The following is a 23004-nucleotide window of genomic DNA, read 5'->3' on the forward strand; positions in this document are numbered from 1 at the left end:
CAACCAAAGGTTATGAAACGGCTAGGGTCTCCGCCGCCCGCATCACCCGGAGGAAGTTGCCCGACCACAGCAACGCGAGCTCGCGCGGGCCGTAGCCCCGGCCGCGCAGGACCGCGGTGAGCCCGCCGGTCTCCGCGGCGTTTTCCCACCCCCGAACGCCGCCGCCGCCGTCGAAGTCCGAGGAGACGCCGACGTGCTCGACGCCGATCCGCCGGACGGCGTGGTCCACGTGGTCGGCCATGTCCTCGACGCCCGCCTCGGCGCCGGCCGCGCCGCTCCCGGGCGGCGGGGCGCGCAGGAAGGCGGAGACCGCGGTGATCTGCACCAGCCCGCCGACGCGGGCCAGCGCGTCGAGCTGCTCGTCGTCGATGTTGCGGGGGTGGTCGCGCAGCGCCCGGCAGGCGGTGTGCGTCGCCACCACCGGGGAGCGTGAGACCTCGGCGGCCTGCATCATGCCGGCCTTGGAGACGTGGGAGACGTCCACCATCATCCCCGCGCGGTTCAGCGCGCCGATGGCGTCGCGCCCGAGCGCGGACAGGCCGCCGTGCTCCACAGGCCCGTCGCCCAGAGCCTGCCGGGGCCGCGCGCTGTCGGCGAGGTCGTTGTGCCCGTCGTGGGTCAGGGTCAGGTAGCAGGCGCCGAGCGCCCGCCAGCGCGCCACGGCGCCGAGGTCGTGGCCCATGGCGTAGCCGTTCTCCACCGCGGAGAGCACCGCCAGCGCCCCGGCCTCCGCCGCCGCTTCCGCCTCCGCCGCGGTGGCGCAGAAGCGCCGCGCCTCGCCGCCCGCCCGGTCCCGGATGTGGCGGAGCATCGCCTCCGCCCGCGCCGCCGCCTCGGCGTGGCCGGCCGGGTCGCGCCTGCCCTGCGGCACGTAGGCGATGAACACGGCCGCCCGCAGGCCGCCCCGCTCCATCTTCGGGAAGTCCACGCGCATGGGGCCTTCCACGCGCGGGTCGGGCGGGTCCGGCCAGCGGATGTCGACGTGGGAGTCGAGCGTGAACACCGCGTCGCCGCTCATGCCGCGTCGCCCCAGCCGGAAAGGAAGCGCGCGAGCAGCGTGCCCAGCAGGTCCACGTTGTAGCCGCCCTCCTGCGTGATCGCGGTCGGCAGCCGCAGGCCGGCGAGGAGGGCGCCCGCCCGCGCGAAGCCGTCCGGCGTGACCTTCAGCGCCGCCAGGGGCTCGTCCTCGCTGGCGTCGAAGCCCAGCGGCACCACCAGCGCCTCCGCGCCGGATGCGCGCGCCGCCTCCACGCCGCGGCCGATCGCCTCCAGCCATCCGTCGTCGCCGGTGCCGAAAGGGAGGGGGAGGTTGAGGTTGCGCCCGTCGCCGGCCCCGGCGCCCCGTTCGTGGGCGCGGCCGACGTACCAGGGATAGTAGCGGTCCGGGTCGGCGTGGACGGAGACGGTCAGCACCGCGCCGTCCTCCCAAAAGATGCCCTGCGTGCCGTTGCCGTGGTGGCTGTCGATGTCGATCACCGCCACCCGCGCCGCCCCCGCGCGCCGCAGCGCTTGCACGCCGAGCGCCGCGTTGTTGACGTAGCAGTGCCCGCCCGCCCGCGCGGCGTAGGCGTGGTGGCCCGGCGGGCGGCACAGCGCGTAGGCTTGGCCGCCCTTCGCCGCTTCCGCCGCCGCGGCCAGCGCCGTCCCCGCCGCGGCGAGGCAGGCTTCCCAGGTACCGGGGCCGACCGGGCAGGCGGCGTCGGCGGTGAACCAGCCCGCGCGGCCGATGACGCCCGGCCCCGGGCGCGCGCCTTGGGCCAGCATCTCCGGCGAGGGGTGGATGTTCGCCACCGCCTCCGGCCCCGCGTCGGGCAGCGCCGCCCACTCGCGCGCGGCGCCCCGGAGGAAGTCGATGTAATCGCCGGCGTGGACGGCGGCGAGCGCGGCGGCGTCGGCCGGCGCCGCGGCCTCCGCCCGCAAGCCAGTTTCGCCGAGGCCCGCGAGCAGCGACGCCGCGCGGGCCGGCACTTCGTAGTTCGGCCGCACCGCGCCGCGCATGAGGAAGAACCGCGGGTCGTGCCGCGTCTGGTCCGGGTGGTGGAAAGCGCGCATGCCGCGAGCCTACAGCGGATCGCCCGTCCGGTCGCCCCGCCATCTGGACAGCGCCGCCGGGCCGGGCTGCACTCGCGGCCATGCCGAACGCCCTCGACCCCGGCGCGCGCCGCGCCATTCTCGACGCCGTGGACACGCTCCGCGAAGACTCGGTCGAGGCGCTGGCCCGCTTGGTGCGGTGCCCGTCCACCCTGGGCCGGGAGGCATCGGCGCTCGACGAGATGGCGAGCCTGTACGAAAGCCTCGGCCTGGAGCCGCGGCGCGTGCCGACGGTGCCGGCGCAACTGGCCGACCACCCCGGCTTCTCGCCGCCGCTGATCCCCTACGAGGGACGCGACAACGTGGTCGCCGTCCACCGCCCCGGCGGCGCGGCGAAGGGCCGGAGCCTCACCCTGCAAGGCCACGTCGACGTGGTGCCGGAGGGCGCCGCCGACATGTGGGAAACGCCGCCCTTCGAGCCCGCCGTCCGGGGCGGCCGCATGTACGGCCGCGGCGCCGGCGACATGAAGGCCGGGGACGTGGCGTACTGCATGGCCTTCAAGGCGTTCCGCATGGCCGGGCTCCAGCCGGCGGCCGAGGTTCAGATGCACTCCGTCATCGAGGAGGAATGCACCGGCAACGGCGCGCTGGCCTGCATGCTGGCGATGCCCAAGACCGACGCCGTGGTCATCCCCGAGCCCGGCCCGGGCATGGACGCGCTCTACACCGCCGAGGTCGGCGTGGTCTGGGCCTGGGTGACGGTGAGCGGCCGGCCGGCGCACGTCCGCGACATGCAGTCCGGCGTCAACGCCATCGAGGCCGTCTACGCCATCGCCGCCGCCTTCAAGGATTACGAGCGGGAGATGAACGCCGCCGAGCGCATCCACCCCGCCTTCCGAGGCCTGAACCACCCGGTCAACGTCAACCTCGGCACGGTCGAGGGCGGGGAGTGGAACAGCAGCGTGCCGACGCGCGCGCGCATCGGCATGCGGGTCGGCGTGATGCTCGGCCGCACGGCGCAGGAGACCAAGGCCGACATCGAGCGGCTGGTCGCCGAGGCCGCACGCGACGAGCGGCTGCGCGGCGCCAAGGTCAAGCTCGAGTTCAAGGGCTTCATGGCCGACCCCTGCGCCTTCGACACCGAGGCGGAGATCGTCAAGCTCGCCCGCCGCGCCCACGCCGAGGCCACCGGCGGCACGCTGCGGGACTACCCCGCCACCGGCCTGACGGACGGCCGCCACTTCGTCCTGCACCAGGGCACGCCCGTGGCCTGCTTCGGCCCGGACGCGCAGGAGATCCACGGCATCGACGAGAGCGTGGGCCTCGAAAGCATGCACGGCATCACCCGCGCCATCGCGCTGATGATCGCCGAATGGTGCGGCGTGGAGCGGCGGCCGACGCCATGACGCGGGCACCGCTCCCCATCCTGCTCCTGGCCGCCACCGGCTGCGCCATCCCGCAGCAGCCGCCCTCGCCGGACCCGATCCGGGGCGGCACCCGGGCGGAGGGCAGGCTCGACGGCGGCAGCCCGGTGCTGGCGGCCTTTTGCGTGTCGCAGGAGGTGCCATTGTCCTACGTGATGCTGGTCCCGGACGGCGCGGCGGTGCGGCCCGCGCCCGGCGTCTGGCCCGCCATCGATCCGGGTTACGCCCTCATCATGCGGCGCTCCGACGGCGGGGTGCCCTGGGTCCGCCAGGTCGGCGAGACCGCCAACCCCGTGACGGCAGCCGCCATCGCGGACCGGTTCGACCGCGCGCTCGCCGCCTGCGCCCCGGTGGTCGGGGAGGGCGGCGCGTGAGCGCCGGGCGCAACCTGCCGCTTTCGGGCGAGCGCCTGTGGTCCTCGCTGATGGAGATGGCGCGCATCGGAGCCTTGCCGAACGGCGGATGCGACCGGCAGGCGCTGACCGACGAGGACGGCGAGGGCCGGCGCCTGCTGCAACGGTGGGGCGAGGAGGTCGGGCTCGCGCTCACCGTGGACCGGCTCGGCAACATGGTGTTCCGCCGCGAGGGCCGCGACCCGTCGCGGCCGCCGGTGGCGATCGGGAGCCACCTCGACACCCAGCCCACCGGCGGCAAGTTCGACGGCGTGCTCGGCGTGCTGGCGGGCCTCGAGATCATGCGCGCGCTGCACGAGGCGGGCGCCGAGACCGAAGCGCCGCTGCTGCTGGTGAATTGGACCAATGAGGAGGGCGCCCGCTTCGCCCCGCCGATGATGGGCAGCGGCGCCGTGATGGGCATCCTCCCGGAGGCCGAGATCCTGGCCAAGCGGGACGGCGGGGGCGCGGTGTTCGGCGAGGAGCTGCGCCGCATCGGCTGGGCCGGCGAGGCCGATCCGGCGGCGCTGCGGAACCTGGGCGCCTACCTCGAACTGCACATCGAGCAGGGGCCGGTGCTGGAGGACGGGGGCTTCGACGTCGGCGTCGTCACCCACGCCCTCGCGCAGTCCTGGTTCGAAGTGACGACGGAGGGCGCCGAGTCGCACGGCGGCTCCCGCATGGCCGGGCGGCGGGACGCGCTGATGGCGGCCGCTCCGCTGGTCTCCGCGGTGGAAGAGATCGCCTTGGCCGCGGTGAGCGCCGATGGAGAGGCCGGGCGCGGCACGGTCGGGCAACTCGACGTCCACCCCGGCAGCCGCAATGTCTCCCCCGGACGCGTCCGCTTCAGCGTGGACATGCGCCACGGCGACCCGGGGCGCCTCGACTGGATGGGCCGCGAGCTCGCCGCCCGCGCAGCCGCCATCGCCGCCGGGCGCAAGGTGCGGATCGAGGTCGCCCCGTTCTGGCATTCGCCGCCGACGCCCTTCGATTCCGCCCTGGTCCAGCGCGTGCGCGACGCCGCCGCCGCACGGGGCCTGCGCGCCCGCGACATCCCGACCGGGATCGGCCACGACGCAGTCTACGTCGCGCGCCGCGTGCCTTCGGTGATGGTCTTCGCCCCCTGCCACGGCGGCGTCAGCCACAACGAGGCGGAGAGCATCACGCCGGACTGGGCCACCGCCGGATTGCAGGTGCTGGCCGACGCCGCCCTCGCCACCGCCGGCCTCGTCAGGGGGTAGGGATGCGCATCGCCATTGGCGGCTTCCAGCACGAAAGCCATTCCTTCGCGCCCATGCCGACGCGCTGGGGGGATTTCCTGCGGCCCGGCGGCTTCCCGCCGCTGCAACGCCCGGCCGGGCTGGTCGAGGCGCTGCGACCGACCTCTGTGCCGAGCGCCGGCGCCATAGTCGCCGCGGAGGAAGCGGGGGCGGAGATCGCGCCGCTCGTGTGGTGCTTCGCCAACCCCGCCGGCCCCGTCACCGCCGGAGCTTTCGAGCGCATCGCCGCGCTGATGCTCGCCGCCCTGTCGGACGCGATCGAGGCCGCGCCGCTCGATGGCGTGTTCCTGGAACTGCACGGCGCCATGGTGGCCGAGGGCTTCGACGACGCCGAAGGCGAGCTGCTCCGCCGTGTCCGCGCCGCGGTCGGGCCGGAGGTGCCGGTCGCCGCCAGCCTCGACCCGCACGCCAACATGACGGAAGCCATGGTGGCCCACGCCGACGTGCTGGTGCCCTACCGCACCTACCCGCATGTGGACATGAAGCCGGCGGGCACGCGGGCGGTGCGGCTGCTGCTGAAACGCGCCCGCCGCGGCCGTCCCTGGGCGAAGGCCTTCCGCCAGGTGGATTTCCTGATCCCGCTCGGGGCGCAGTGCACCCTGGTCCCGCCGATGCGGGACGTGCTGGAGGAGCGCGCCCGCATCGCCGAGGCGGAAGGCGTCGCGGAACTCGCCTTCTGCTTCGGCTTTCCCTACGCCGACTTCCCGGACTGCGGCGTTTCCGTCGCCGCCTTCGCCGACGACCAGGCCGCGGCGGACCGCGCGGCCGGCGCGCTCGCGGGTTGGATCGAGGCCAAGGAGGCGGAGTTCGCTGGCGGCGTCGTCCCCGCCGCGGAGGGCGTGGCCCGCGCCATCGCCGTCGCGCGCACCGCCACCGGCCCGGTCGTCCTGGCCGACACGCAGGACAACCCGGGCGGGGGCGGCCACGGCGACACCACCGGCCTCCTGGCCGAGCTGGTGCGCCAAGGCGCCGAAGGCGCCGTGCTCGGCCTCATCAACGACGCGGAGAGCGCCGCCGCCTGCCACGCGGCGGGGGAGGGCGCCACGGTGTCGCTGTCCCTGGGAGGCCGCAGCGACGGCGCGCCGCTCGCGGTGGCGGCCGCCGTCGAGCGGCTGAGCGACGGACGCTTCACCGGCACCGGCCCGATGGCTGGCGGCAACCCGATCGACCTCGGGCCTACCGCGCTGGTGCGCGTCTCGCCCGGCGTGCGCGTCATCGTCGTTTCGCGCAAGATGCAGGCGTTGGACCAGGCGCTTTTCACCCACCTCGGCGTGCAACCGGCGGAGCAGAAGATCGTCGCGCTGAAATCCAGCGTCCACTTCCGCGCCGACTTCCAGCCCATCGCCTCCGAGGTGATCGTCGCCGCCGCGCCTGGCCCGGTGGTGGCGGACCCGGCCGTGCTGCCCTTCACGCGCCTCCGCCCGTCGCTCCGCCTCCGGCCCGGAGCGAACCGTTGAAGGCCGGGGCCGCCCGTCGAATCGTCGGCACGGTTTTGCGGTATTGCTCACATCCGCGTCAGCCGCTCCGCCCGCATTTGTTCAATGCACTGACTTAACGAACCCACACGCCGTTTCTCGCCTTTAAAGCGATTGTTGGCTTGGTTTCGCCCGCATGGCGGGAGCAGGCGGGGTGGAGCGTCCAAATGCAAGTGCTGTTGGTGGAGGACGAACGCCTCCTGCGCGAGAGCGCGGCGGCCCTCCTGCGCGATGCCGGCTTCACCGTGACCGAAGCGGCTTCCGCCGAGGAGGCGTTGGCGCTCGTGGCGAGCGACCCGGGCAGGCCGGCGCCGGCCGTGGTGGTGACCGACCTCCACCTCGGCCCCGGCATGGACGGCCTGGCCTTCGGCCAACACGCGCGCCGGCACTGGCCCGAAGTCGGCATCGTCTACGCCACCGGGCACCCGGACGGCCTCGACGGCCACCTCCTCGGCCCGCGCGAGCGCTACGTGGTGAAGCCGTTCACGCACGCGGCCCTGCTCGGCGCCGTGCGCCGCTTGGTGCCCGTCCGGGTGCTGGGCTTCTCCTTGCATTGAAGGGTCGGGGCAGGGGTTGAAGCGCGCTCCGGCCCGTTGTTCCGACGAGCGTCCTCACGCGCCCGCCCGGGGACGGTCGGACGCGATCCGCTTTCAGCCGCCTTCGCGCAACAGCGCGTTCACCGCGTCCGGGCGCGGGATCGGCGCCACCGCGCCGTAGCCCGTGGTGGAGAGCGCCGCCGCCGCGTTGGCGTAGCGCGCCGCGGCGAACGGGTCGTCGCCGGCCAAGTGGCGCGCGAGGAACGAACCGGCGAAGGTGTCGCCGGCGCCGGTCGCGTCCACCGATTGCACCTTGAAGCCCGCCACGCGCTCGCGCCGCGACGGCGTCGCCACGAGCACGCCCCCGGCCCCCAACTTCAGCAACACCAGCGGGCAGCCGAGGCGGAGGTAGAAGTCGGCGATCGCGTCGGGATCTTCCAGCCCGGTCAGCACCTTCACGTCGTCGAAGGAGGGCAGGGCCACGTCCGCCTGCGCCACGCCCGCGTGGATCACCGCGGCGGCGCGCGCCTTGGGCCACAGCGCCAGCCGCAGGTTCGTGTCGTAGGACACGCCGACCCCCGCCGCCTTGGCCACCTCGATGGCGCGGAACACCGCGTCGCAGGCGCTGGTGGAAATGGCTTGGCTGATGCCGGAGACGTGCAGCATCCGCGCGCCGCGGATCGCGTCCTCCGGCACGTCGGCCGGGCCCATGCGGCTGGCCGCGCTGCCGGCGCGGTAGTAGGTGAAGCGGTGCCCTTCCTCGCCGTGGGACACGACGTAAAGGCCGGTCGGCGCCGCGTCGCTCCGCGCCACCGTCGCCGTGTCCACGCCCTCTTGCGCCCACAGCGCCATGAAGCTGTCGCCCGGCGCGTCCTTGCCGACCGCGGTGACGTAGCCCGCGCTCGCGCCGTTGCGCGCCGCGGCGATGGCGGCGTTGCTGGTGTCGCCGCCGTGGCCCTGGAGGTAGAGCGGCAGGTCGCCGCCCGGGGCGTCCGTCGGCCGCCGCCGCTGGTTCAGCTCCAGCATCGGCTCGCCCATGCACAGCAGGTCCGGCACCGCGGCGCGCCTCACGCTTCCATCAGGCCGAGCGCGTCACGCGCCGCCCGCAGGATCGCCGCCTTGTCGCCGGCCGCGATGCGCTTCTCGTCCACCAGCTTGCCGCCCATGCCCACGAAGTCCGCCCCCGCCTCGAAGTAGGCCGGCGCGTTCGAGGCGTCCACGCCGCCCGTGGGGCAGAAGGGGACCCTGGGGAACACCGCGCGCAGCGCCTTCACGTGCCCCGGCCCGCCGACCGACGCCGCGGGGAAGATCTTCACGCCCGCCGCGCCGGCCGCCAGCGCGGCGCGGATCTCGGTCGGCGTCATGGTGCCGGGCAGGGGCAGGGCGCCGGCCTCCCGCGTGGTGGCGATCACCGCCGGATCGACCCAGGGCGTGACGATGAAGCGCGCCCCGGCGTCGAGGCACGCGCGCGCCGCTTCCACGTCCGGCACCGTGCCGGCGCCCACCAGCAGCCCCGGCTCGGCGGCCAGGCGGCGCATCAGCGAGGGGGCGTCCGGCACCGTCATGGTGATCTCGAACACGTGGAAGCCCGCTTCGCGCAGCCATTCCACGGCGGAAAGGGCGTGGCCCGCGTCGTTCGTGCGGACCACCGGCACCACGTGGGCGCGGCGGAGTTCGTTCATGAGGTCGTGCGTCATGGCGCGCGGAGGATGCGCCGGATGCCGCGCCCGCGCCACTGGCCGCGCGCCGTCCCCGCGCATATCCTGCGCCTAACCAGGGGAGGAAACGCCGTGGTCGCAACGATCGTCTCGCCGCGCGTCATGCGGATCGGCGGCGGCAGCGTCTCGGGCGTCGCCGAGGTGCTCGCCCAGTTCGGCCTGTCCCGCCCGCTGGTGGTCACCGATCCCTGGATGGTCTCCTCCGGCACGGTGGACCGATGCCTCGAGCCGCTCCGCGCCGCCGGCCTGCGCGCGGAGGTCTTCAGCGACACGGTGCCGGACCCGACCGACACGGTGATCGAGGCCGGCGTCGCGGTTCTCAAGGGCGGCGACTTCGATTGCCTGGTCGGCTTCGGCGGCGGCAGCCCGATGGACACCGCGAAGGCCATGGCCATCCTCGCCGCCGCGCCGCCGGGCACGAAGATGCGCGCCTTCAAGGTGCCGGCGCACGCCGACCGCGCGCTGGTGCCGGTGGTATGCGTGCCCACCACCGCCGGCACCGGCAGCGAGGCCACGCGCTTCACCGTCATCACCGACACCGAGACGGACGAGAAGATGCTCATCGCCGGCCTCGGCGCGCTGCCGCTGGCCGCGGTGGTGGACCACGAGCTGACCTTCTCCGTGCCGCCGCGCACCACGGCCGACACCGGCATCGACAGCCTCACCCACGCGCTCGAAGCCTACGTGTCGCGCCGGGCCAACCCGCACGCGGACAGCTTGGCGCTCTCTGCCATGCGCCTGATCGGCGCCAACCTCCGCACCGCCCACCGCGAGCCCCGGAACGCCGCGGCGCGCGAGGCGATGATGCTGGGCGCGACGCAGGCCGGCCTCGCCTTTTCCAACAGCTCGGTGGCGCTGGTCCACGGCATGAGCCGGCCGATCGGCGCGCACTTCCACGTCCCCCACGGCCTGTCCAACGCCATGCTGCTGCCGGCGGTCACGGAGTTCGGGCTCAACGACGCCCTTCGGCGCTACGCCGAAGCGGCGCGCGCCGTGGGCGTCGCCGGGCGCGAGGACGCCGACCAGGTGGCGGGCGCCAAGCTCCTGGAGGAGCTGCGGGCGTTGAACCGGGATCTCGCGGTGCCGACGCCACGCGGCTACGGCATCGACCCCGACGCCTGGGAAAGGCTGCTGCCGACCATGGCGGCGCAGGCGCTCGCCTCCGGCAGCCCCGCCAACAACCCGCGCGTGCCGGACGAGGCCGAGATCGTGTCGCTCTACCGGACTGTCTTCGCGTAGCCGAAGCAGCCGCCCCGGGACGGCCCGCAGGCGAGCCAAATCGGCAACCAGACCGGCAGCGCGGCGGGCGGCAGCGGCCGGCCCACGGCGAAGCCCTGGGCGTAGTGGATGCCGAGGCCGCGGACGGTGCGCCAGACCCGTTCGCTCGACACGCCCTCCGCGACCACCACCTGGCCGTGCGCTTCGGCGTGCCGCATCAGGCCACGCGCCTCGTGGCGCGCCCCGGCGTCGTCCGCCATGGCCTCCACGAAGCGGCGGTCGAGCTTGAAGCCGGTGAAGGGCAGGTCGAGCAGCGCCCGGCGCTTGTCGCGCCGCGCCAGGTCGTCGAGCAGCACGCGGTGGCCGGCGGCGCGGAGGCGCTCCAGGGTGCGCCGCAGCGCCGACCGGTCCTCCACCTGCTCCGACTCCGTCAGCTCGAACACCAGGTTCGACGCGTGCAGGCCGGCCCGCCGCGCCGTCCGCTCCACCATGGGCAGCAGGTCGGAGGACAGGAGCAAGGGCAGCGACAGGTTCACCGACACCGGGAGCCGCAGCGCCCGCGGCAAGGCGGGCAGATCAGAGGCGACGCACCGCGTGACCTGTGCCGACAAGGCGTCCAGCAACCCGAATTTCTCAGCGATCGGCACAAAGGCGGCCGGAGGGATGTTGGCGTCGTCGCGCCGCCAGCGCGCCAGCGCTTCCAGCATCACCGGAGCGCGGTCCGAGACGCGGACGATGGGCTGGTAGCGCACGCCGATCTCGCCCCGCGCCATCCCGTCCCGGAGCGCCTCCGCCGGCTCCGGTGGCAGCGGCGCGGGCGGCTTGGCGGCGAGCCGGAGTTCGGCGGCCAGGAGCTCCAGGTCCGGCGGCAAGGCGGTGTCCCCGTCGTTCGCCGAAACCAGCACGAGCTTGGTGTTGCCGCTAGGGTCGGACAAATTGGCCAGTACCTGCGGCCAATGCGACGTGATCGCCGAAGGGTCGCACACCATGTGGGGCACGGCGTCGCCCGGCGCCGCCAGATGCGCCAAAGCCTCCCGCCCCGAACCCACGAGGGTCGGCGGCCCACGGCGCTCCGCTCGCACCGCACCCTCGGCGGCGGAGATGACCACCGGATCCCGCGCCAGGACCAGAACGCGGGATCGGCGGGAAGGCGACCTGGGCAGTCGAACCGCGGAATCCAAGGGTGCTCCAATCTTTGGTTGAAGGTAGATCGATGCTACATCATCCTTGAACGACAGTCATCATTATTGAGAGCCGTCCACACGAGCGCAACGCCGGCCACAGCCGCCGGTTGCCTTTTCATGGAATCGGCTGCGGCAATGACTCCGTCGCAAGGGGTCCAACGCGCGTGGCCGCCGCCGGCGCAACGGACGCCGCTCGCTGAACATAGCTTCCGGTTGCTTTCGCTCCCAACCCTCCTTGCGCCCAGGGATGGGCGGGCGCGGTAGGGCGCGCTCTGCAACCCACGCCCCGCCGTCTTTCACCCGCCCACCGGGGACGGCGCGGCAGGCCGCTTGTCCGGCACCCGGGCGCCGGCGGCCGGTGCGGGCGGTGGGGGGGCGCGGTCCTTGCCCGCAAAGAGCACGATCGGCGCTGCGATGAACACGGAGGAGGCCGCCGATATCACGATGCCCGCCACCATCACCCAGGCGAAGCCGGAAAGGGTGTCGCCCCCGAACATCGCCAGCGGCAACGCCGCCAGCAGCAGCGTCACGGAGGTGCCGATGGAGCGATTCATGGTCTCGTTGATCGAGAGGTCCACCAGTTCCCGCATCGGCATGGCCTTGTAGCGGCGCAGGTTTTCCCGCATCCGGTCGAACACCACGACCTTGTCGTTGGCCGAGAAGCCGATGACGGTGAGGATGGCGGCCACGGTGGTCAGGTTGAACTCGATGCCGAACAGCACCATCAGCCCCACCGTCTTGGTGGTGTCGAGCAGCAGCGTGGCGATGGCGGCGATGCCGAAGTGCCATTCGAAGCGGAACCAGATGTAGAGCAGCATCGCCAGGAAGGAGAGGCCGAGCGCCAACAGCCCGCCCTGGAACAGCTCCGCCGAAATGCGGTTGCCCACCGCTTCCACGCGCAGCACCCGCGTCCCCGGCGCCACGCCCTCCGCCGCGCCCCGGACGGCATTGACCGCGGTCTGCGTGCCGGCCTCGTCCGCCTGCACCGGCAAGCGGACCAGGACGGTGCTGGCGTCGCCGAACTCTTGCAGGCCGACGTCGCCGAGGTTCAGCCCCGACACGGCGGAGCGCAGCCGCGCCAGGTCGGCGGGCCCCGGCGTCCGCAGCTCCATGGTTATGCCGCCCTTGAAGTCGACGCCCTTCTCCAAACCGGGGTAGAAGGCGATGGCCAGCGAGACGCTGGACAGGATCGCCGACACGATGAGGCCGATCCTTGCGCCCCGCATGAACGGGATGCGCGTGTTGTCCGGGAAGACGCGGAACAGCGGCCGCCGCAGCCGCTCCAGCAGCGGCAGGCCGGGCCGCTGGAACACCGGCAATTCGGACGGCCGGGTGCGCCGGTACCACCACGCCACCATCAGCCGCGTCAGCACCGTCGCGGTCCACATCTGCACCACCGTGCCGATCGACACCGTCACCGCGAAGCCCTTCACCGGGCCGGAGCCGAAGACGTACAGGCACACCATGGCGATCAGGTTGGTGAGGTTGGAATCCAGGATGGTGCCGGACGCGCGGGTGTAGCCGGCCTCCAACGCGTTGATCGGCGAACGCCCGTTCTGCACCTCCTCCCGGATGCGCTCGTTGATCAGGATGTTGGCGTCGAGGGCCGTGCCGAGCGTCAGCACGATGCCGGCGATGCCCGGCAGGGTCAGAGTCGCCTCCAACAGCGACAGGCCCGCCAGCAGCAGCACGATGTTGAACATGAGGGCGATGTTGGCGAACCAGCCGAACAGCCCGTAGGCGAGCCCCATGTACAGGAACACGAAGGCGGTCCCGACCGCGAGCGAGATCATGCCCGCCCGGATGGCGTCCGCGCCCAGCTCCGGCCCGACGCTCCGCTCCTCCACCACGGTCAGCGGCGCCGGCAGGGCGCCGGCGCGCAGCAGCACCGCGAGGTCGTTGGCGCTCTGCGCGGTGAAGGAGCCGCTGATCTGCCCCCGGCCGCCGGTGATCGGCTCGCGGATCACCGGCGCGGTGATCACCCGCTCGTCCAGCACGATGGCGAAGGGCCGGCCGACGTTCTGCCGCGTGGTGTCGGCGAAGCGGCGGGTGCCGACCGAGTCGAAGGCGAAGTTCACCACCCACTCGCCGGTGCGGCTGTCCTGGCCGGCGCGGGCGTCGGTCAGGTTGCCGCCGTCCACCTCCACCCGGCGGCGCACCGCGTAGCGCTCCTGCGCGCCCGCGCGGTCGCCGGGCAGGAACATCACACCGGGCGGCGGCGCCCCGCCGGCGGCCGGGTTCGCGCCCTCGTCCAGCAGGTGAAAGGTCATCTTGGCGGTTTTGCCGATCAGCTCCTTGATCCGGTTCGGGTCTTCGACGCCGGGGAGCTGCACCAGCACGCGGTTCTGCCCCTGGCGCGCGACCAGCGCTTCGGCCACGCCGGTTTCGTCCACCCGGCGGCGGACGATCTCGATGGACTGCTCAACCGCCCCCGTCGCCTTGGACCGCAGCCCCGCCTCGGTCAGCGTGGCGGTGACGGTGCCGTCCGGCGCCGCCGCCACCTCGATGTCGGGCACGCTGGTCCCGGCCGAGGTGGTGATCTGGTTGGCGAGTTCCCGCACCTGCCGCGCCGCCGGCTCGGCCTGCGCCGGGTCGCGCACCCGGAAGGACACGCGCCGCCCCGCCGGGTCGGCCGACAGGTTCACGTAGCCGATGTTGGCGTTGCGCAGCCGGGTCCGGGCGCCGTCCGCCAAACCCTCCAACCGCTCCCGCACCACCGCGTTCAGGTCGACCTCCAGGAGCAGGTAGGAGCCGCCGCGGAGGTCGAGCCCGAGCGAGATGCGCCGCGCCCAGTCCGGCAGGGACGAGGCGGGGAACAGGTTCGGCAGGCAGAGCAGCACCCCGAGGAGGAGGACGGCCCCGATCGCGGCGGTCTTCCAGCGGGCGAAGTACATCATCGGGCGGTTCGCGTCCTTGGCGGGCGCCCGGAGCGGGGCTGCCCTGGCTTGCAAGGCGCCTTTGTCCTCCCCGCCCCCCCCGGATGCAACCCCGGCGTGGGGCTGCTAAAGGCTTGGCCGGTCAGGGAAGGGGAGGCGCATGGCCGCCATCAGGATAGGCGTGCTCGGCGCCGGGCACTTCGGGCGCTTCCACGCGCTCAAGCTGGCGACCCGCGGCGCCCTTTCCGGCCTGCACGACGCCGACCCGGCCCGCGCCGCCGCCATCGCCGCCGAAACCGGCGCCCCGGCGCTCTCGGAAGCGGAACTGATCGCGCGGAGCGACGCCGTGGTGGTCGCCGTGCCGACCGCCCACCACCATGCGCACGGCATGCGGGTGCTGGAGGCCGGCCGGCACCTGTTCATGGAAAAGCCGATCGCCGCCACCGTCGCCCAGGCCGAGGCGCTGGTGGAGGCCGCCGCCCGCCGCGGCCTGGTGCTCCAGGTCGGCCACATCGAGCGCCACTCGGCCGCCGTCAGGACGCTGCGCGGCAGCGGCGCCGCGCAGGCCGGCGCGCTCTCCTTCGAGGCCACCCGCGTCGCGCCCTTCCGCCCTCGCGGGCTCGACGTGTCGGTGGTGCTGGACCTGATGATCCACGACCTCGACTTGGTGCTGGACCTGGCCGGCTCGCCGCTCGCCGAGGTGCGCGCGGTCGGCCGCGCGGTGATGACGCCCTTCCCGGACTTCGCCGTGGCCCAGCTCCGCTTCGAGAGCGGCGCGGCGGCGACGGTCACGGCCAGCCGGGTGAGCGTCGGCATGGAACGCCGCCTGCGCCTCCTCGGCCCGGCTGGTGAGGTGCGAGTGGACTTCCTGGCGCGGAGCCTGGAAGCGCTCCGCCCCGGCGGCGCCGAGCCGGCGCCGAACATGCCGGGCTGGGGCGTGGACCGCGCCACCTGGACCGAGCACGACAGCCTGGAGGCGGAACAGTCGGCGTTCGTCGCTTCCGTGAAGGGAGGCGCGCCGGTGGAAGCCGACGGTGCTGCCGGCCTGCGCGCGCTGGATGCGGCTTTGCGGGTGGAAGCGGCCATTGGGGCGGGACGCTGACCCGCCGCCTCAGCCCTCCACCACCTCCAGCACCGCCTCCGCCGCCGCCTCGCTCGGCGCCAGCCCCGGTGCTGGCCGCAGCATCGCCAGCACCTCCGCAAAGGCCGCCCGCTGCGCTTCCGCCGCGCCCGGGCCGCGCAGCAGCCGCGCCAGCTCCGCCGCCAGCCGTTCCGGCGTGCAGTTCTCCTGGATGCGCTCCGGCACCACCTCCCGCCCCGCCAGCAGGTTCACCAGCGAAGCGTGCGGCACTTCGATCAAGCGCCGAACGATGGCCGCGGTCACGGGATTCACCTTGTACCCGACCACGTGCGGTACCCCGGCCACCGCCATCTCCAGGCTGGAGGTGCCGGATTTGATGAGCCCGGCCTCCGCCGCCGCGTAGCCGTCCCGCCTGTCCTCCGCGCGGGTCAGCAGCACCGGCGGCACCGCCCACCCCGCCGTGCCCGCGCGCACCGCTTCCGCCACCGGCCCGGCCACCGGCAGCACCGGCCGCAGCCCCGGCGCCTCCCGCGACGCCAGCCGAAGCGCCTCGCCGAACACCCCTAGCAGCCGCGACACCTCGCCGCGCCGGCTGCCGGGCATCACCACCACCGGCCGCTCCGCCGCGCCGAGGTCGTGCGCCGCCCGGAACCGCACCGCGTCGCCGCCATCCACGCCGCTTTCCAGCACCGGGTGGCCGACGAAGCGCACCGGCACGCCCGCCCGCTCGAAGAAGGCCGGCTCGAAGGGCAGCAGCGCCAGGACCAGGTCAACCCGTTCCCGGATCTTGGCGACCCGCCACGGCCGCCACGCCCAGACCTGCGGCGCGACGTAGTGCACCACCCGCACGCCCTTCGACCGGACGCGGCCTGCGAGGCGGAGCGCGAAGGAGGGCGCGTCGATCGTCACCAGCGCCGCCGGCCGCCGCGCGAGGATGTCGGCCTCGGCCTCGGCCATGCGCCCGGCCAACCGCCGCAGGTTCGGCACCACCTCCAGCAGCCCCATCAGCGACAAGTCGCGCATCGGGAACAAGCTCCGGAGCCCCGCCGCGGCCATGCGCTCCCCGCCGACGCCGGCGAACCCGACCCCCGGCCGCCGGCGCCGCAGCGCCGCCATCAGCCGGGCGCCGAGCACGTCGCCCGAGGCTTCGCCGGCCACCAGGTAGATGAGGGTCACGCTTCGGGGCCGGTTTGTCGCGGCGCCGCGCTCACCGCTGCCCGTACAACGCCGCGGGGTCCGCCTCGGGCGCAGCGATCTCGACCGCCGCCCCGTCCCGGGCCGCCCGGTAGAAGCAGGTTCGCCGCCCGGTGTGGCAGGCGACCCCGGTTTGCTCCACCAGCAGCAGCAGCGCGTCGCCGTCGCAGTCCAGCCGCATCTCCACCAGCCGCTGCTCCTGCCCCGAGGTCTCGCCCTTGCGCCACAACGCGCCGCGGCTGCGGGACCAGTAGCAGACCCGGCCGGTGCGGAGCGTCTCAGCCGCCGCCTCGCGGTTCATCCAGGCCAGCATCAGCACCTCGCCGCTGTCGTGCTGCTGCGCCACCGCCGCCACCAGCCCGCGCCCGTCGAAGCGGATGGCGTCGAGGAACGCGGCGTTCGGCTCGGGCGCGGCGGGGGAGGTCATGCGGCGGGCTTCCGTATCGAGGGCTGGCGCGGCCCTATATAAGACCCGACCGACCGCAGCCAGGAGCGAGGAACGGGCGTGGCCGCACCGCTGGACACCATGCTGGACCGGGCCGAGGCCCAGTGCGCCCGCCGCGGCGCGCAACTGACCGAGTTGCGCCGGCAGGTCCTCCGCCTCGTCTTGGAAGCCGAGCAGCCCGTCGGCGCCTATGCCTTGCTGGACAAGCTCAAGACCCTCCGCAGCGGCGCCGCCCCGCCCACCGTGTACCGGGCGCTCGACTTCCTGCTGGAACAAGGCCTGATCCACAAGGTCGAGCGGCTGAACGCCTTCCTCGGCTGCGTGGAAGCAGGGCAAGGGGGCGGCGTCCACGACCACCCGCACGGCGCCGGAGGCCGCCAGGGCGGCCACGACCATCCGCACCAGTTCCTCATCTGCAGCAACTGCGGCGCCACGGCCGAGATCAGCGACCCCGCGATAACGGCGGCTCTGGCTTCCGCCTCGGTCGCGGCCGGCTTCACCCTGCACCGGGCGACGGTGGAAGCGGAGGGCGTGTGCGCCGACTGCGCCGCCGCAGCGGCGAAGGCGTCCTGAAGCGCTCGCGTTCCGCCGGCGGGAAAAGCTACACCGCCCGAGCCAACGCCCGGTCCGCGTCTTTCGTCCGGAAAGCCCGCGAGGCACCGATCGCGCCAGCGCCGCCGCTCCCGCCCGGCCGCGAACAGGTCCGCCGCGCCGCCGAAGCGGCGTCGCGCTACGGCGCGCGCCTCACGACGTGACGACCGCGAGCCGCACCAATCCCTGTTCCAGATCGGCGATCAGGTCCGCCGGCTCCTCCAGCCCGATGTGCAGCCGCGCCATCGGCCCGCCGAAGGCGCCCGTGCCGGCCGTCCGCGTGACGAAGCCGGTGGTGGGCAGCGCCAGGCTCTCGTAGCCGCCCCAGCTCGCGCCGATGCCGAACAGGCACAGCCCGTCGATGAACCGCGTCACGTCCTCGATGGAGAACCGCGGCTGGAACACCACGCCGAACAGGCTGCAAGCCCCGGTGAAGTCGCGCTTCCAGAGGTGGTGCTGCGGGTGGCCCGGCAGGGCGGGGTGCATCACCTTCAGCACCTCCGGCCGCCCTTCCAGCCACCGCGCCACCTCCAGGCCGTTGGCCTCCTGGCGTTCCAACCGGACCGCCATGGTCCGCAGGCCCCGCAACGCCAGCCACACGTCGTCCGGCGAGGCGTACTGGCCCAGCGTGGAGGCGGCGCCGCGCACCGCCTTCCAGTCCTCCTCGTCCTGCACTGTCACGCTGCCGAGCAGGATGTCGGAGTGGCCGCCGACGTACTTGGTCAGGGCCTGGATGGATACGTCCACCCCGTGGCGGAAAGGCTGGAAGTGGTGGATGCCCCAGGTGTTGTCCATCAGCACCTTGGCACCGGCGGCGTGCGCGGCGCGGGCGATGGCGGGCACGTCCTGCACCTCGAAGGTGTGGCTGCCGGGGCTCTCGACGAAGACGACGCGGGTGTTGGCGCGGGTCAGGCCGCGCATCCCCGCCTCGTCCACGGTCGGGTCGTAGTAGGTGGTTTCGATGCCCCAGCCCTTGAGCAAGGTGTCGCAGAGGTTGCGCGTCGGCCCGTACACGCTGTCCGGCACCAGGCAGTGGTCGCCCGCCTTGAGGTAGGCCAGCATCGGCACCACCACGGCGGCGAGGCCGGTGCCGACGATCAGGCAGCGCGTGCCGCCCTCCACCTCGGCGACCATGTCCTCCAGGGCGTAGTGCGTCGGCCCGCCCTGGGTGCCGTAGGTCAGGTACTGGTCGAAGCGCCGCTTCGCCGCACCGATCCGCCCCGCGCAATCGGGGTAAAGCACGGTGGAGCCGCGGTGGACCGGCGGGTTGACGAAGCCGTGGACGCGCGTGCCGGCGCGCCCGCAGTGGCTCATGCGCGTGGCGAAGCCCTGCTGCTTCTGTGCGGGAGGAGGGGCGTCGTCGGGCATCAGGCGGTCGCCTTCGGGGTTTCGGGCCGCGAGGCCCATTCGGTCCAGGAGCCGTCGTACACGGCCGCTTCGGGCAGGCCGGCGCGGACGAGCCCGAGCGAGAGGATGCAGGCGGTGACGCCGCTGCCGCAGGAGGTGACGACCGGCCGCTCCGCCTCGACGCCCGCCGCCTCGAACCGCGCCCGCAGCGCCACCGGGTCCAGCATGGTCCCGTCCGGGTTCAGCAACTCGGCATAAGGCAGGTTCGCCGCGCCCGGCATGTGGCCGGAGGGCAGGCCGGGCCGCAGCTCAGGCGCCGAGCCGTCGAACCGGCCCTTGGAGCGGGCGTCGAGGATCAGCGCCTCGCCGCCCCCTTGGCGGACGATGCGCTTGACGTCGCCGATGCCCCTGACCCGGTCGGCCCGGAAATCCGCGACGAAGCGGCCGGGCTGGGGAGCAGGGGGCTCGCCGCTCTCGGTCGGCCGGTTCTCCCGCCGCCACTTGGGCAAGCCGCCGTCCAGCACCGCCGCCGATTCGTGCCCGAAGAGCCGCATCAGCCACCAGCCGCGCGCTGCGGAGGCGAGGCCCTTCTGGTCGTAGAACACGAACCGCGAGTCGTTTGAAACGCCCAGCGCCGCCATGAGCTTTTCGAAACGCGCCGGGGTCGGGATCATGTGCGGCAGGTCGTTGTCGGGATCGGCCACCTCGTCGATGTCGAAGTAGCGCGCGCCGGGGATGCGTGCCGCGATGAAATCCTTGCGCCCGTCCTGCGGCTCGTTCGGCAGATACATGGTGGCGTCGAACACGACTAGGCCGGGTTTGCCGAGTTCCGAGGCGAGCCATTCGGTCGAGACCAGAGGTTCCATCATGGCCTACTCCCCCGCCAGCACGATGTAGACGCGCCGGTTCTGCTTGCCCTTGTTCTCCAGCCTCGTCACCTCCACCCGGCCGATCTCGCGGGTGGAGCGCACGTGCGTGCCCCCGCAGGGCTGGAGGTCCACGGGCGCGTCTTCCGGCCCGATCCGCACCAGGCGGACACGCCCGGCGCCGCGCGGCGGCTGCACGGAAAGCGTCCGCACCAGCTCGGGCTGGTTGTCCAGCTCCGCCTCGGTGATCCAGCGCTCGCCCACGGGGTGGTCGGCGGCGATCAAGGCGGCCAACCGTTCGGTGAGCCACTCCTTCGCCGGCGGGTCCGGAAGGTCGAAGTCGAGTCGCGACCGCTCGGCGCCGATCTGCCCGCCGGTGACGCCCGCGCCCGGTATGAGGCTGCACAGCAGGTGCAGGGTGGTGTGCATCCGCATGTGCCGGTGGCGGAGCGCCCAATCCAGCGAGGCGCGCACCTCGGAGCCCACCGGCGGCAGCGCCGAGCCCTCGGCCGGCAGGTGCAGCACCGTGTCGTCCGGCCCCTTCATCGCGCGGGCGACGAGCATGGAGCCGCCGTCCCATTCCAGCGCGCCGGTGTCGCCGGGCTGGCCGCCGGCCTGGGCGTAGAACACGGTGCGGTCGAGCAGCACGCCTTCCGGCCCCGCCGCCAGCACGCGCGCGGCGCACCCGCGGGCGTAAGGGTCGGCTCGGTACAGCAGCTCGGTCGTCATGCGGCCTCCGCGGTCCACTCGCGGCGCAGGCGAGCGCGGTGGTGCCGCAACCAGAACAGGCACAGCGCCGCCGACACGTTCTGGACGCCGCCGCTATCCACCGCGGCGAAGGCGGCCTCGGCGGGCATCACCAGCACCCGCGTGTCCTCGCCTTCGGACTCGACGCCGCCGTTGCCCGCCTCCTCCGGCGAGGCCGGCAAGGAGACGTGGGCGGCGTAGTAGTGCATCACCTCGTCGCAGCCGCCCTGCATCAGCATGTAGCGGCCGATGCGCTCCATGCGTTCCGGCCGCAGCCGCGCTTCTTCGGCGACCTCGCGCCACGCCGCGTCTTCCGGGTCCTCGCCGTCCTCCACCAAGCCGGCAGGGCATTCCGTCATCACCGGCGGGAGGCCGGCGGCGAGGGCAGGGAGGCGGAACTGCTCGATCAAGGCGACGCTGTCGCGCACCGGGTCGTAGGGCAGCACGGCGCAGCCGCGCCCGCGCCGCCACAGCTCCCAGGTCAGCTCGGAGGAGCGCGCGCCGTCGAAGCGGGTGTAGCGGAAGCGCACGCGCTGGAGCGGGAAGCGGCCGCCCCAGACCACCTCGTCCTCCAGCACCGTCATGCCCGGGTGCGCCGGGACGGGCGGCGCCTTGGGTGGTCTGGCCTTCATGGGGCGCGGACCCTACCCTCGGCGCCGAATTCCGTCCATGGACACCGCACCCCCGACAACCGCGCCCGGCGGAGCCGCCGCCGCTGCCGCCGCCCTGGGCCGCGCCCGGCGCCGGGCGGTGCTGCTCGTGCTCGGGGCCGCCGCCGTCTTTTCCGTGGCGGGCGCCTTCGTGAAGGCGCTGGATGGCGCCATCCCGCTCGCGCAGGTGGTGTTCTGCCGCAACCTGTTCTGCTTGCCCGTCTTGCTGCCCCTGCTGTGGCGGGGCGGCGGCCTGCGCGCGTTGCGGACGTCCAGGCCGGGCCTGCACGCCTGGCGCACCGCGGCCGGGCTGATGGGCATGTGCGGCGCCTTCTACGGCTACGCGACGCTGCCGCTCGCCACCGTCACCGCGCTCGGCTTCACCATGCCGCTGTTCCTGACCCTGCTCTCGATCCCCTTGCTGGGCGAGCGCGTCGGCCAGCGGCGCGGCGCGGCGGTGCTGGTGGGCTTCGGCGGCGTGCTGCTCATGGCCAACCCGGCGGGAATGCCGGAGGGCCAAGCCTTCGCGGTCGGCATCGTGCTCATGGGCGCGGTGGGATGGGCGTTGGCCATGATCTCCATCCGCCGCTTGGGCGACGCCGGCGAGAGCGGCGTTGCGATCGTGCTCTGGTTCGCCTTCAGCGCCGCCGTGGTGTCCGGCATCGCCGCCGCGCCGGGCTGGCTGGCGCCGACCGCGACGCAATGGCTGCTGCTGGCCGGCACCGGCCTCGTGTCGGCGGCGGCGCAGGTGATGATGACGGAGGGGTACCGGCGCGGCGAGGCGACCCTGCTCGCCCCGTTCGAGTACTCCGCCATCGTCTGGACCACGCTGACCGGCGCGCTCATCTGGGCCGAGTCGCCGGACGGCTGGGACTTGGCCGGCATCCTCGTGCTGGTGGGCTCCGGCCTCTACATCTGGCGCCGCGAGGTGGCGCTCGGGTTGCGGCGGTGACGCCGCCTACGTCACCAGCACCACCTTCCCGAAATGCCGGTTCGCCTTCATGTGCTCCAGCGCCGCCGCGGCCTCCGCCAGCGGGAAGGTCCGGTCGAGCGGCAGGCGCAGCTTGCCCGCCTCGACCGCGCCCCACAGGTCCGCCCGCATGCGCCGGTTGATCTCGCGCACCTCGTTCACGCTGCGGGTGCGGAACGTCACGCCGATGTAGCTGATGCGGCGCATGGCGTGGAGGTCGAAGTCGAACTCGCCCTTGGCGCCGCCGAGCCGGCCGACGTTGACGATGCGCCCGAGGATGGCGCAGGCGCGCAGGTTGCCGTTCGCCACCGGGGCCGAGACCTGGTCCACGATCAGCTCCACCCCACGCCCGCCGGTCGCCTCCAGCACGCGGTCGGGCCAAGCGGAATCGGAGGTGTCGACCGCCACGTCGCAGCCGAACTCGCCGAGCCGCGCCCGCCGCCCCGCGTCCGTGGAACTGCCGAGCACGAGCTTCGCGCCCATCAGCTTGGCGATCTGCATCCCCATCAATCCGACGCCGGAGGAGGCGCCCTGGATCAGCACGCACTCGCCCCGCGTGAGGCGGCCGTTGGTGACGACGGCGTCGTGCATGGTCTGTAGCGCTATGGGCAGCGTCGCCGCCTGCTCCCAACTCATGCTGTTGCCCGGTACCGGCGAGACGCGGCCCCAGTCAGCCACCGCGAGCTCGGCGTAGCCCGCGGCGCCGGAGCACATCACCCGCGCGCCCGGTGCGATGCCGGCCGAGGCGGGCACCTCGGAGCCGACCTCCACCACCTCGCCCGCGAACTCCATGCCGACGATCGTGCCCGGGCCGCCGACGCTGCCGTGCGCGTGCCCGGCGGCCACGGCCAAGTCGGCGCGGTTGAGCCCGCACGCGCGCACCCGCACCAGCACCTGCTGCGCGGTTGGCTTAGGCTCCGGCACGTCCCGCACCTGCACGCCGGCTTCCGTGACGACGGCTGCTTTCATGGCTGGTCCT

22 protein-coding genes are annotated in these 23004 nt (G+C 73.8%); 9 read left to right on the plus strand and 13 right to left on the minus strand.

Annotation, left to right across the window (positions count from 1 at the left end; translation table 11 throughout):
• Positions 1-10: 10 nt before the first annotated feature.
• The gene (locus ABD067_RS07830; protein ID WP_343894666.1) at positions 11-1018 is read right to left on the minus strand and encodes a dipeptidase; all 1008 of its coding nucleotides are present in this window, start codon (positions 1016-1018) and stop codon (positions 11-13) included.
• Positions 1015-2052, minus strand: coding sequence for a histone deacetylase family protein (locus ABD067_RS07835; RefSeq protein WP_343894667.1), 1038 nt, complete (start codon positions 2050-2052; stop codon positions 1015-1017). The genes ABD067_RS07830 and ABD067_RS07835 overlap by 4 nt, the downstream gene beginning before the upstream one ends.
• A gap of 80 nt (positions 2053-2132) precedes the next feature.
• Between ABD067_RS07835 and ABD067_RS07840 the strand changes: the two genes are divergently transcribed.
• The 5 genes from ABD067_RS07840 to ABD067_RS07860 all read left to right on the plus strand — a co-directional run bounded on the left by ABD067_RS07840 (position 2133) and on the right by ABD067_RS07860 (position 7159).
• Positions 2133-3437 carry an ArgE/DapE family deacylase gene (locus tag ABD067_RS07840; protein ID WP_343894668.1) on the plus strand — a complete coding sequence of 435 codons (1305 nt, stop codon included), beginning with the start codon at positions 2133-2135 and terminating at the stop codon, positions 3435-3437.
• Positions 3434-3829 carry a hypothetical protein gene (locus ABD067_RS07845; protein ID WP_343894670.1) on the plus strand — a complete coding sequence of 132 codons (396 nt, stop codon included), beginning with the start codon at positions 3434-3436 and terminating at the stop codon, positions 3827-3829. The genes ABD067_RS07840 and ABD067_RS07845 overlap by 4 nt, the downstream gene beginning before the upstream one ends.
• Positions 3826-5088, plus strand: coding sequence for a Zn-dependent hydrolase (locus ABD067_RS07850; protein ID WP_343894671.1), 1263 nt, complete (start codon positions 3826-3828; stop codon positions 5086-5088). The genes ABD067_RS07845 and ABD067_RS07850 overlap by 4 nt, the downstream gene beginning before the upstream one ends.
• Before the next feature lie 2 nt (positions 5089-5090).
• Positions 5091-6584: a M81 family metallopeptidase gene (locus ABD067_RS07855; RefSeq protein WP_343894672.1), complete on the plus strand. Its 1494-nt coding sequence runs from the start codon at positions 5091-5093 to the stop codon at positions 6582-6584.
• Positions 6585-6769: 185 nt separating this feature from the next.
• Positions 6770-7159 (plus strand): response regulator, encoded by a 390-nt coding sequence (locus ABD067_RS07860; RefSeq protein ID WP_343894673.1) that lies wholly within the window; start codon positions 6770-6772, stop codon positions 7157-7159.
• Between the two features lie 93 nt (positions 7160-7252).
• Here ABD067_RS07860 and ABD067_RS07865 read toward each other — a convergent pair whose 3' ends face one another.
• Both ABD067_RS07865 and ABD067_RS07870 read right to left on the minus strand, forming a co-directional pair.
• Positions 7253-8209: a sugar kinase gene (locus tag ABD067_RS07865; RefSeq protein WP_343894674.1), complete on the minus strand. Its 957-nt coding sequence runs from the start codon at positions 8207-8209 to the stop codon at positions 7253-7255.
• Positions 8206-8835: a bifunctional 4-hydroxy-2-oxoglutarate aldolase/2-dehydro-3-deoxy-phosphogluconate aldolase gene (locus ABD067_RS07870; protein ID WP_343894675.1), complete on the minus strand. Its 630-nt coding sequence runs from the start codon at positions 8833-8835 to the stop codon at positions 8206-8208. Before ABD067_RS07870 ends, ABD067_RS07865 begins: the two co-directional genes overlap by 4 nt.
• A 123-nt stretch (positions 8836-8958) precedes the next feature.
• Here ABD067_RS07870 and ABD067_RS07875 point away from each other — a divergent pair, with 123 nt between their 5' ends.
• The gene (locus ABD067_RS07875) at positions 8959-10095 is read left to right on the plus strand and encodes an iron-containing alcohol dehydrogenase (protein WP_343894736.1); all 1137 of its coding nucleotides are present in this window, start codon (positions 8959-8961) and stop codon (positions 10093-10095) included.
• Here the strand turns inward: ABD067_RS07875 and ABD067_RS07880 are convergent.
• Together ABD067_RS07880 and secD are read right to left on the minus strand one after the other, a co-directional pair.
• Positions 10074-11102: an EAL domain-containing protein gene (locus ABD067_RS07880; protein WP_343894676.1), complete on the minus strand. Its 1029-nt coding sequence runs from the start codon at positions 11100-11102 to the stop codon at positions 10074-10076. The two genes, ABD067_RS07875 and ABD067_RS07880, sit on opposite strands and share 22 nt — an antisense overlap.
• 452 nt (positions 11103-11554) lie before the next feature.
• Positions 11555-14155, minus strand: a complete 2601-nt coding sequence (gene secD / locus ABD067_RS07885; protein WP_408871523.1) for a protein translocase subunit SecD — start codon at positions 14153-14155, stop codon at positions 11555-11557.
• Positions 14156-14294: 139 nt separating this feature from the next.
• Between secD and ABD067_RS07890 the strand changes: the two genes are divergently transcribed.
• Positions 14295-15236, plus strand: a complete 942-nt coding sequence (locus ABD067_RS07890) for a Gfo/Idh/MocA family protein (RefSeq protein WP_343894678.1) — start codon at positions 14295-14297, stop codon at positions 15234-15236.
• Between the two features lie 9 nt (positions 15237-15245).
• On the opposite strand, the gene lpxB is transcribed toward ABD067_RS07890, so the two are convergent.
• Together lpxB and hisI are read right to left on the minus strand one after the other, a co-directional pair.
• Entirely contained in the window at positions 15246-16391 is a 1146-nt protein-coding gene (gene lpxB, locus ABD067_RS07895) for a lipid-A-disaccharide synthase (RefSeq protein ID WP_343894680.1), read from the minus strand.
• Between the two features lie 31 nt (positions 16392-16422).
• Complete coding sequence (gene hisI, locus ABD067_RS07900) at positions 16423-16836, minus strand: phosphoribosyl-AMP cyclohydrolase (protein WP_343894681.1); 414 nt, start codon at positions 16834-16836, stop codon at positions 16423-16425.
• Positions 16837-16935: 99 nt separating this feature from the next.
• Between hisI and ABD067_RS07905 the strand changes: the two genes are divergently transcribed.
• Complete coding sequence (locus tag ABD067_RS07905; RefSeq protein WP_343894737.1) at positions 16936-17427, plus strand: Fur family transcriptional regulator; 492 nt, start codon at positions 16936-16938, stop codon at positions 17425-17427.
• A gap of 171 nt (positions 17428-17598) precedes the next feature.
• Here ABD067_RS07905 and metC read toward each other — a convergent pair whose 3' ends face one another.
• Genes metC through ABD067_RS07925 form a run of 4 tightly spaced genes read right to left on the minus strand, consistent with a single transcriptional unit; the run spans position 17599 to position 21037 of the window.
• On the minus strand, positions 17599-18813 hold the full coding sequence (gene metC / locus ABD067_RS07910; RefSeq protein ID WP_343894682.1) for a cystathionine beta-lyase: 1215 nt from the start codon (positions 18811-18813) through the stop codon (positions 17599-17601).
• Positions 18813-19658, minus strand: coding sequence for a sulfurtransferase (locus ABD067_RS07915; protein WP_343894739.1), 846 nt, complete (start codon positions 19656-19658; stop codon positions 18813-18815). Before ABD067_RS07915 ends, metC begins: the two co-directional genes overlap by 1 nt.
• A gap of 6 nt (positions 19659-19664) precedes the next feature.
• Positions 19665-20387 (minus strand): alanyl-tRNA editing protein, encoded by a 723-nt coding sequence (locus ABD067_RS07920; protein WP_343894683.1) that lies wholly within the window; start codon positions 20385-20387, stop codon positions 19665-19667.
• On the minus strand, positions 20384-21037 hold the full coding sequence (locus tag ABD067_RS07925; protein ID WP_343894684.1) for an NUDIX domain-containing protein: 654 nt from the start codon (positions 21035-21037) through the stop codon (positions 20384-20386). Before ABD067_RS07925 ends, ABD067_RS07920 begins: the two co-directional genes overlap by 4 nt.
• A 37-nt stretch (positions 21038-21074) precedes the next feature.
• On the opposite strand from ABD067_RS07925, the gene ABD067_RS07930 reads away from it, so the two are divergent.
• Positions 21075-22007, plus strand: a complete 933-nt coding sequence (locus ABD067_RS07930; protein WP_343894685.1) for a DMT family transporter — start codon at positions 21075-21077, stop codon at positions 22005-22007.
• 6 nt (positions 22008-22013) lie between these two features.
• Here ABD067_RS07930 and ABD067_RS07935 read toward each other — a convergent pair whose 3' ends face one another.
• Entirely contained in the window at positions 22014-22994 is a 981-nt protein-coding gene (locus ABD067_RS07935; protein WP_343894686.1) for a zinc-binding dehydrogenase, read from the minus strand.
• Positions 22995-23004 lie beyond the last annotated feature (10 nt).

It is taken from the genome of Craurococcus roseus, from assembly GCF_039523795.1.
Taxonomy (GTDB): Bacteria; Pseudomonadota; Alphaproteobacteria; order Acetobacterales; family Acetobacteraceae; genus Craurococcus; species Craurococcus roseus.

Coding starts and splice junctions, on each gene's coding strand:
- ABD067_RS07830 (WP_343894666.1), bottom strand. CDS start 1,018: ATGAGCGGCGACGCGGTGTTCACGCTCGACTCCCACGTCGACATCCGC.
- ABD067_RS07835 (WP_343894667.1), bottom strand. CDS start 2,052: ATGCGCGCTTTCCACCACCCGGACCAGACGCGGCACGACCCGCGGTTC.
- ABD067_RS07840 (WP_343894668.1), top strand. CDS start 2,133: ATGCCGAACGCCCTCGACCCCGGCGCGCGCCGCGCCATTCTCGACGCC.
- ABD067_RS07845 (WP_343894670.1), top strand. CDS start 3,434: ATGACGCGGGCACCGCTCCCCATCCTGCTCCTGGCCGCCACCGGCTGC.
- ABD067_RS07855 (WP_343894672.1), top strand. CDS start 5,091: ATGCGCATCGCCATTGGCGGCTTCCAGCACGAAAGCCATTCCTTCGCG.
- ABD067_RS07860 (WP_343894673.1), top strand. CDS start 6,770: ATGCAAGTGCTGTTGGTGGAGGACGAACGCCTCCTGCGCGAGAGCGCG.
- ABD067_RS07870 (WP_343894675.1), bottom strand. CDS start 8,835: ATGACGCACGACCTCATGAACGAACTCCGCCGCGCCCACGTGGTGCCG.
- ABD067_RS07875 (WP_343894736.1), top strand. CDS start 8,959: ATGCGGATCGGCGGCGGCAGCGTCTCGGGCGTCGCCGAGGTGCTCGCC.
- secD (WP_408871523.1), bottom strand. CDS start 14,155: ATGATGTACTTCGCCCGCTGGAAGACCGCCGCGATCGGGGCCGTCCTC.
- ABD067_RS07890 (WP_343894678.1), top strand. CDS start 14,295: ATGGCCGCCATCAGGATAGGCGTGCTCGGCGCCGGGCACTTCGGGCGC.
- hisI (WP_343894681.1), bottom strand. CDS start 16,836: ATGACCTCCCCCGCCGCGCCCGAGCCGAACGCCGCGTTCCTCGACGCC.
- ABD067_RS07905 (WP_343894737.1), top strand. CDS start 16,936: ATGCTGGACCGGGCCGAGGCCCAGTGCGCCCGCCGCGGCGCGCAACTG.
- metC (WP_343894682.1), bottom strand. CDS start 18,813: ATGCCCGACGACGCCCCTCCTCCCGCACAGAAGCAGCAGGGCTTCGCC.
- ABD067_RS07915 (WP_343894739.1), bottom strand. CDS start 19,658: ATGGAACCTCTGGTCTCGACCGAATGGCTCGCCTCGGAACTCGGCAAA.
- ABD067_RS07920 (WP_343894683.1), bottom strand. CDS start 20,387: ATGACGACCGAGCTGCTGTACCGAGCCGACCCTTACGCCCGCGGGTGC.
- ABD067_RS07925 (WP_343894684.1), bottom strand. CDS start 21,037: ATGAAGGCCAGACCACCCAAGGCGCCGCCCGTCCCGGCGCACCCGGGC.
- ABD067_RS07930 (WP_343894685.1), top strand. CDS start 21,075: ATGGACACCGCACCCCCGACAACCGCGCCCGGCGGAGCCGCCGCCGCT.
- ABD067_RS07935 (WP_343894686.1), bottom strand. CDS start 22,994: ATGAAAGCAGCCGTCGTCACGGAAGCCGGCGTGCAGGTGCGGGACGTG.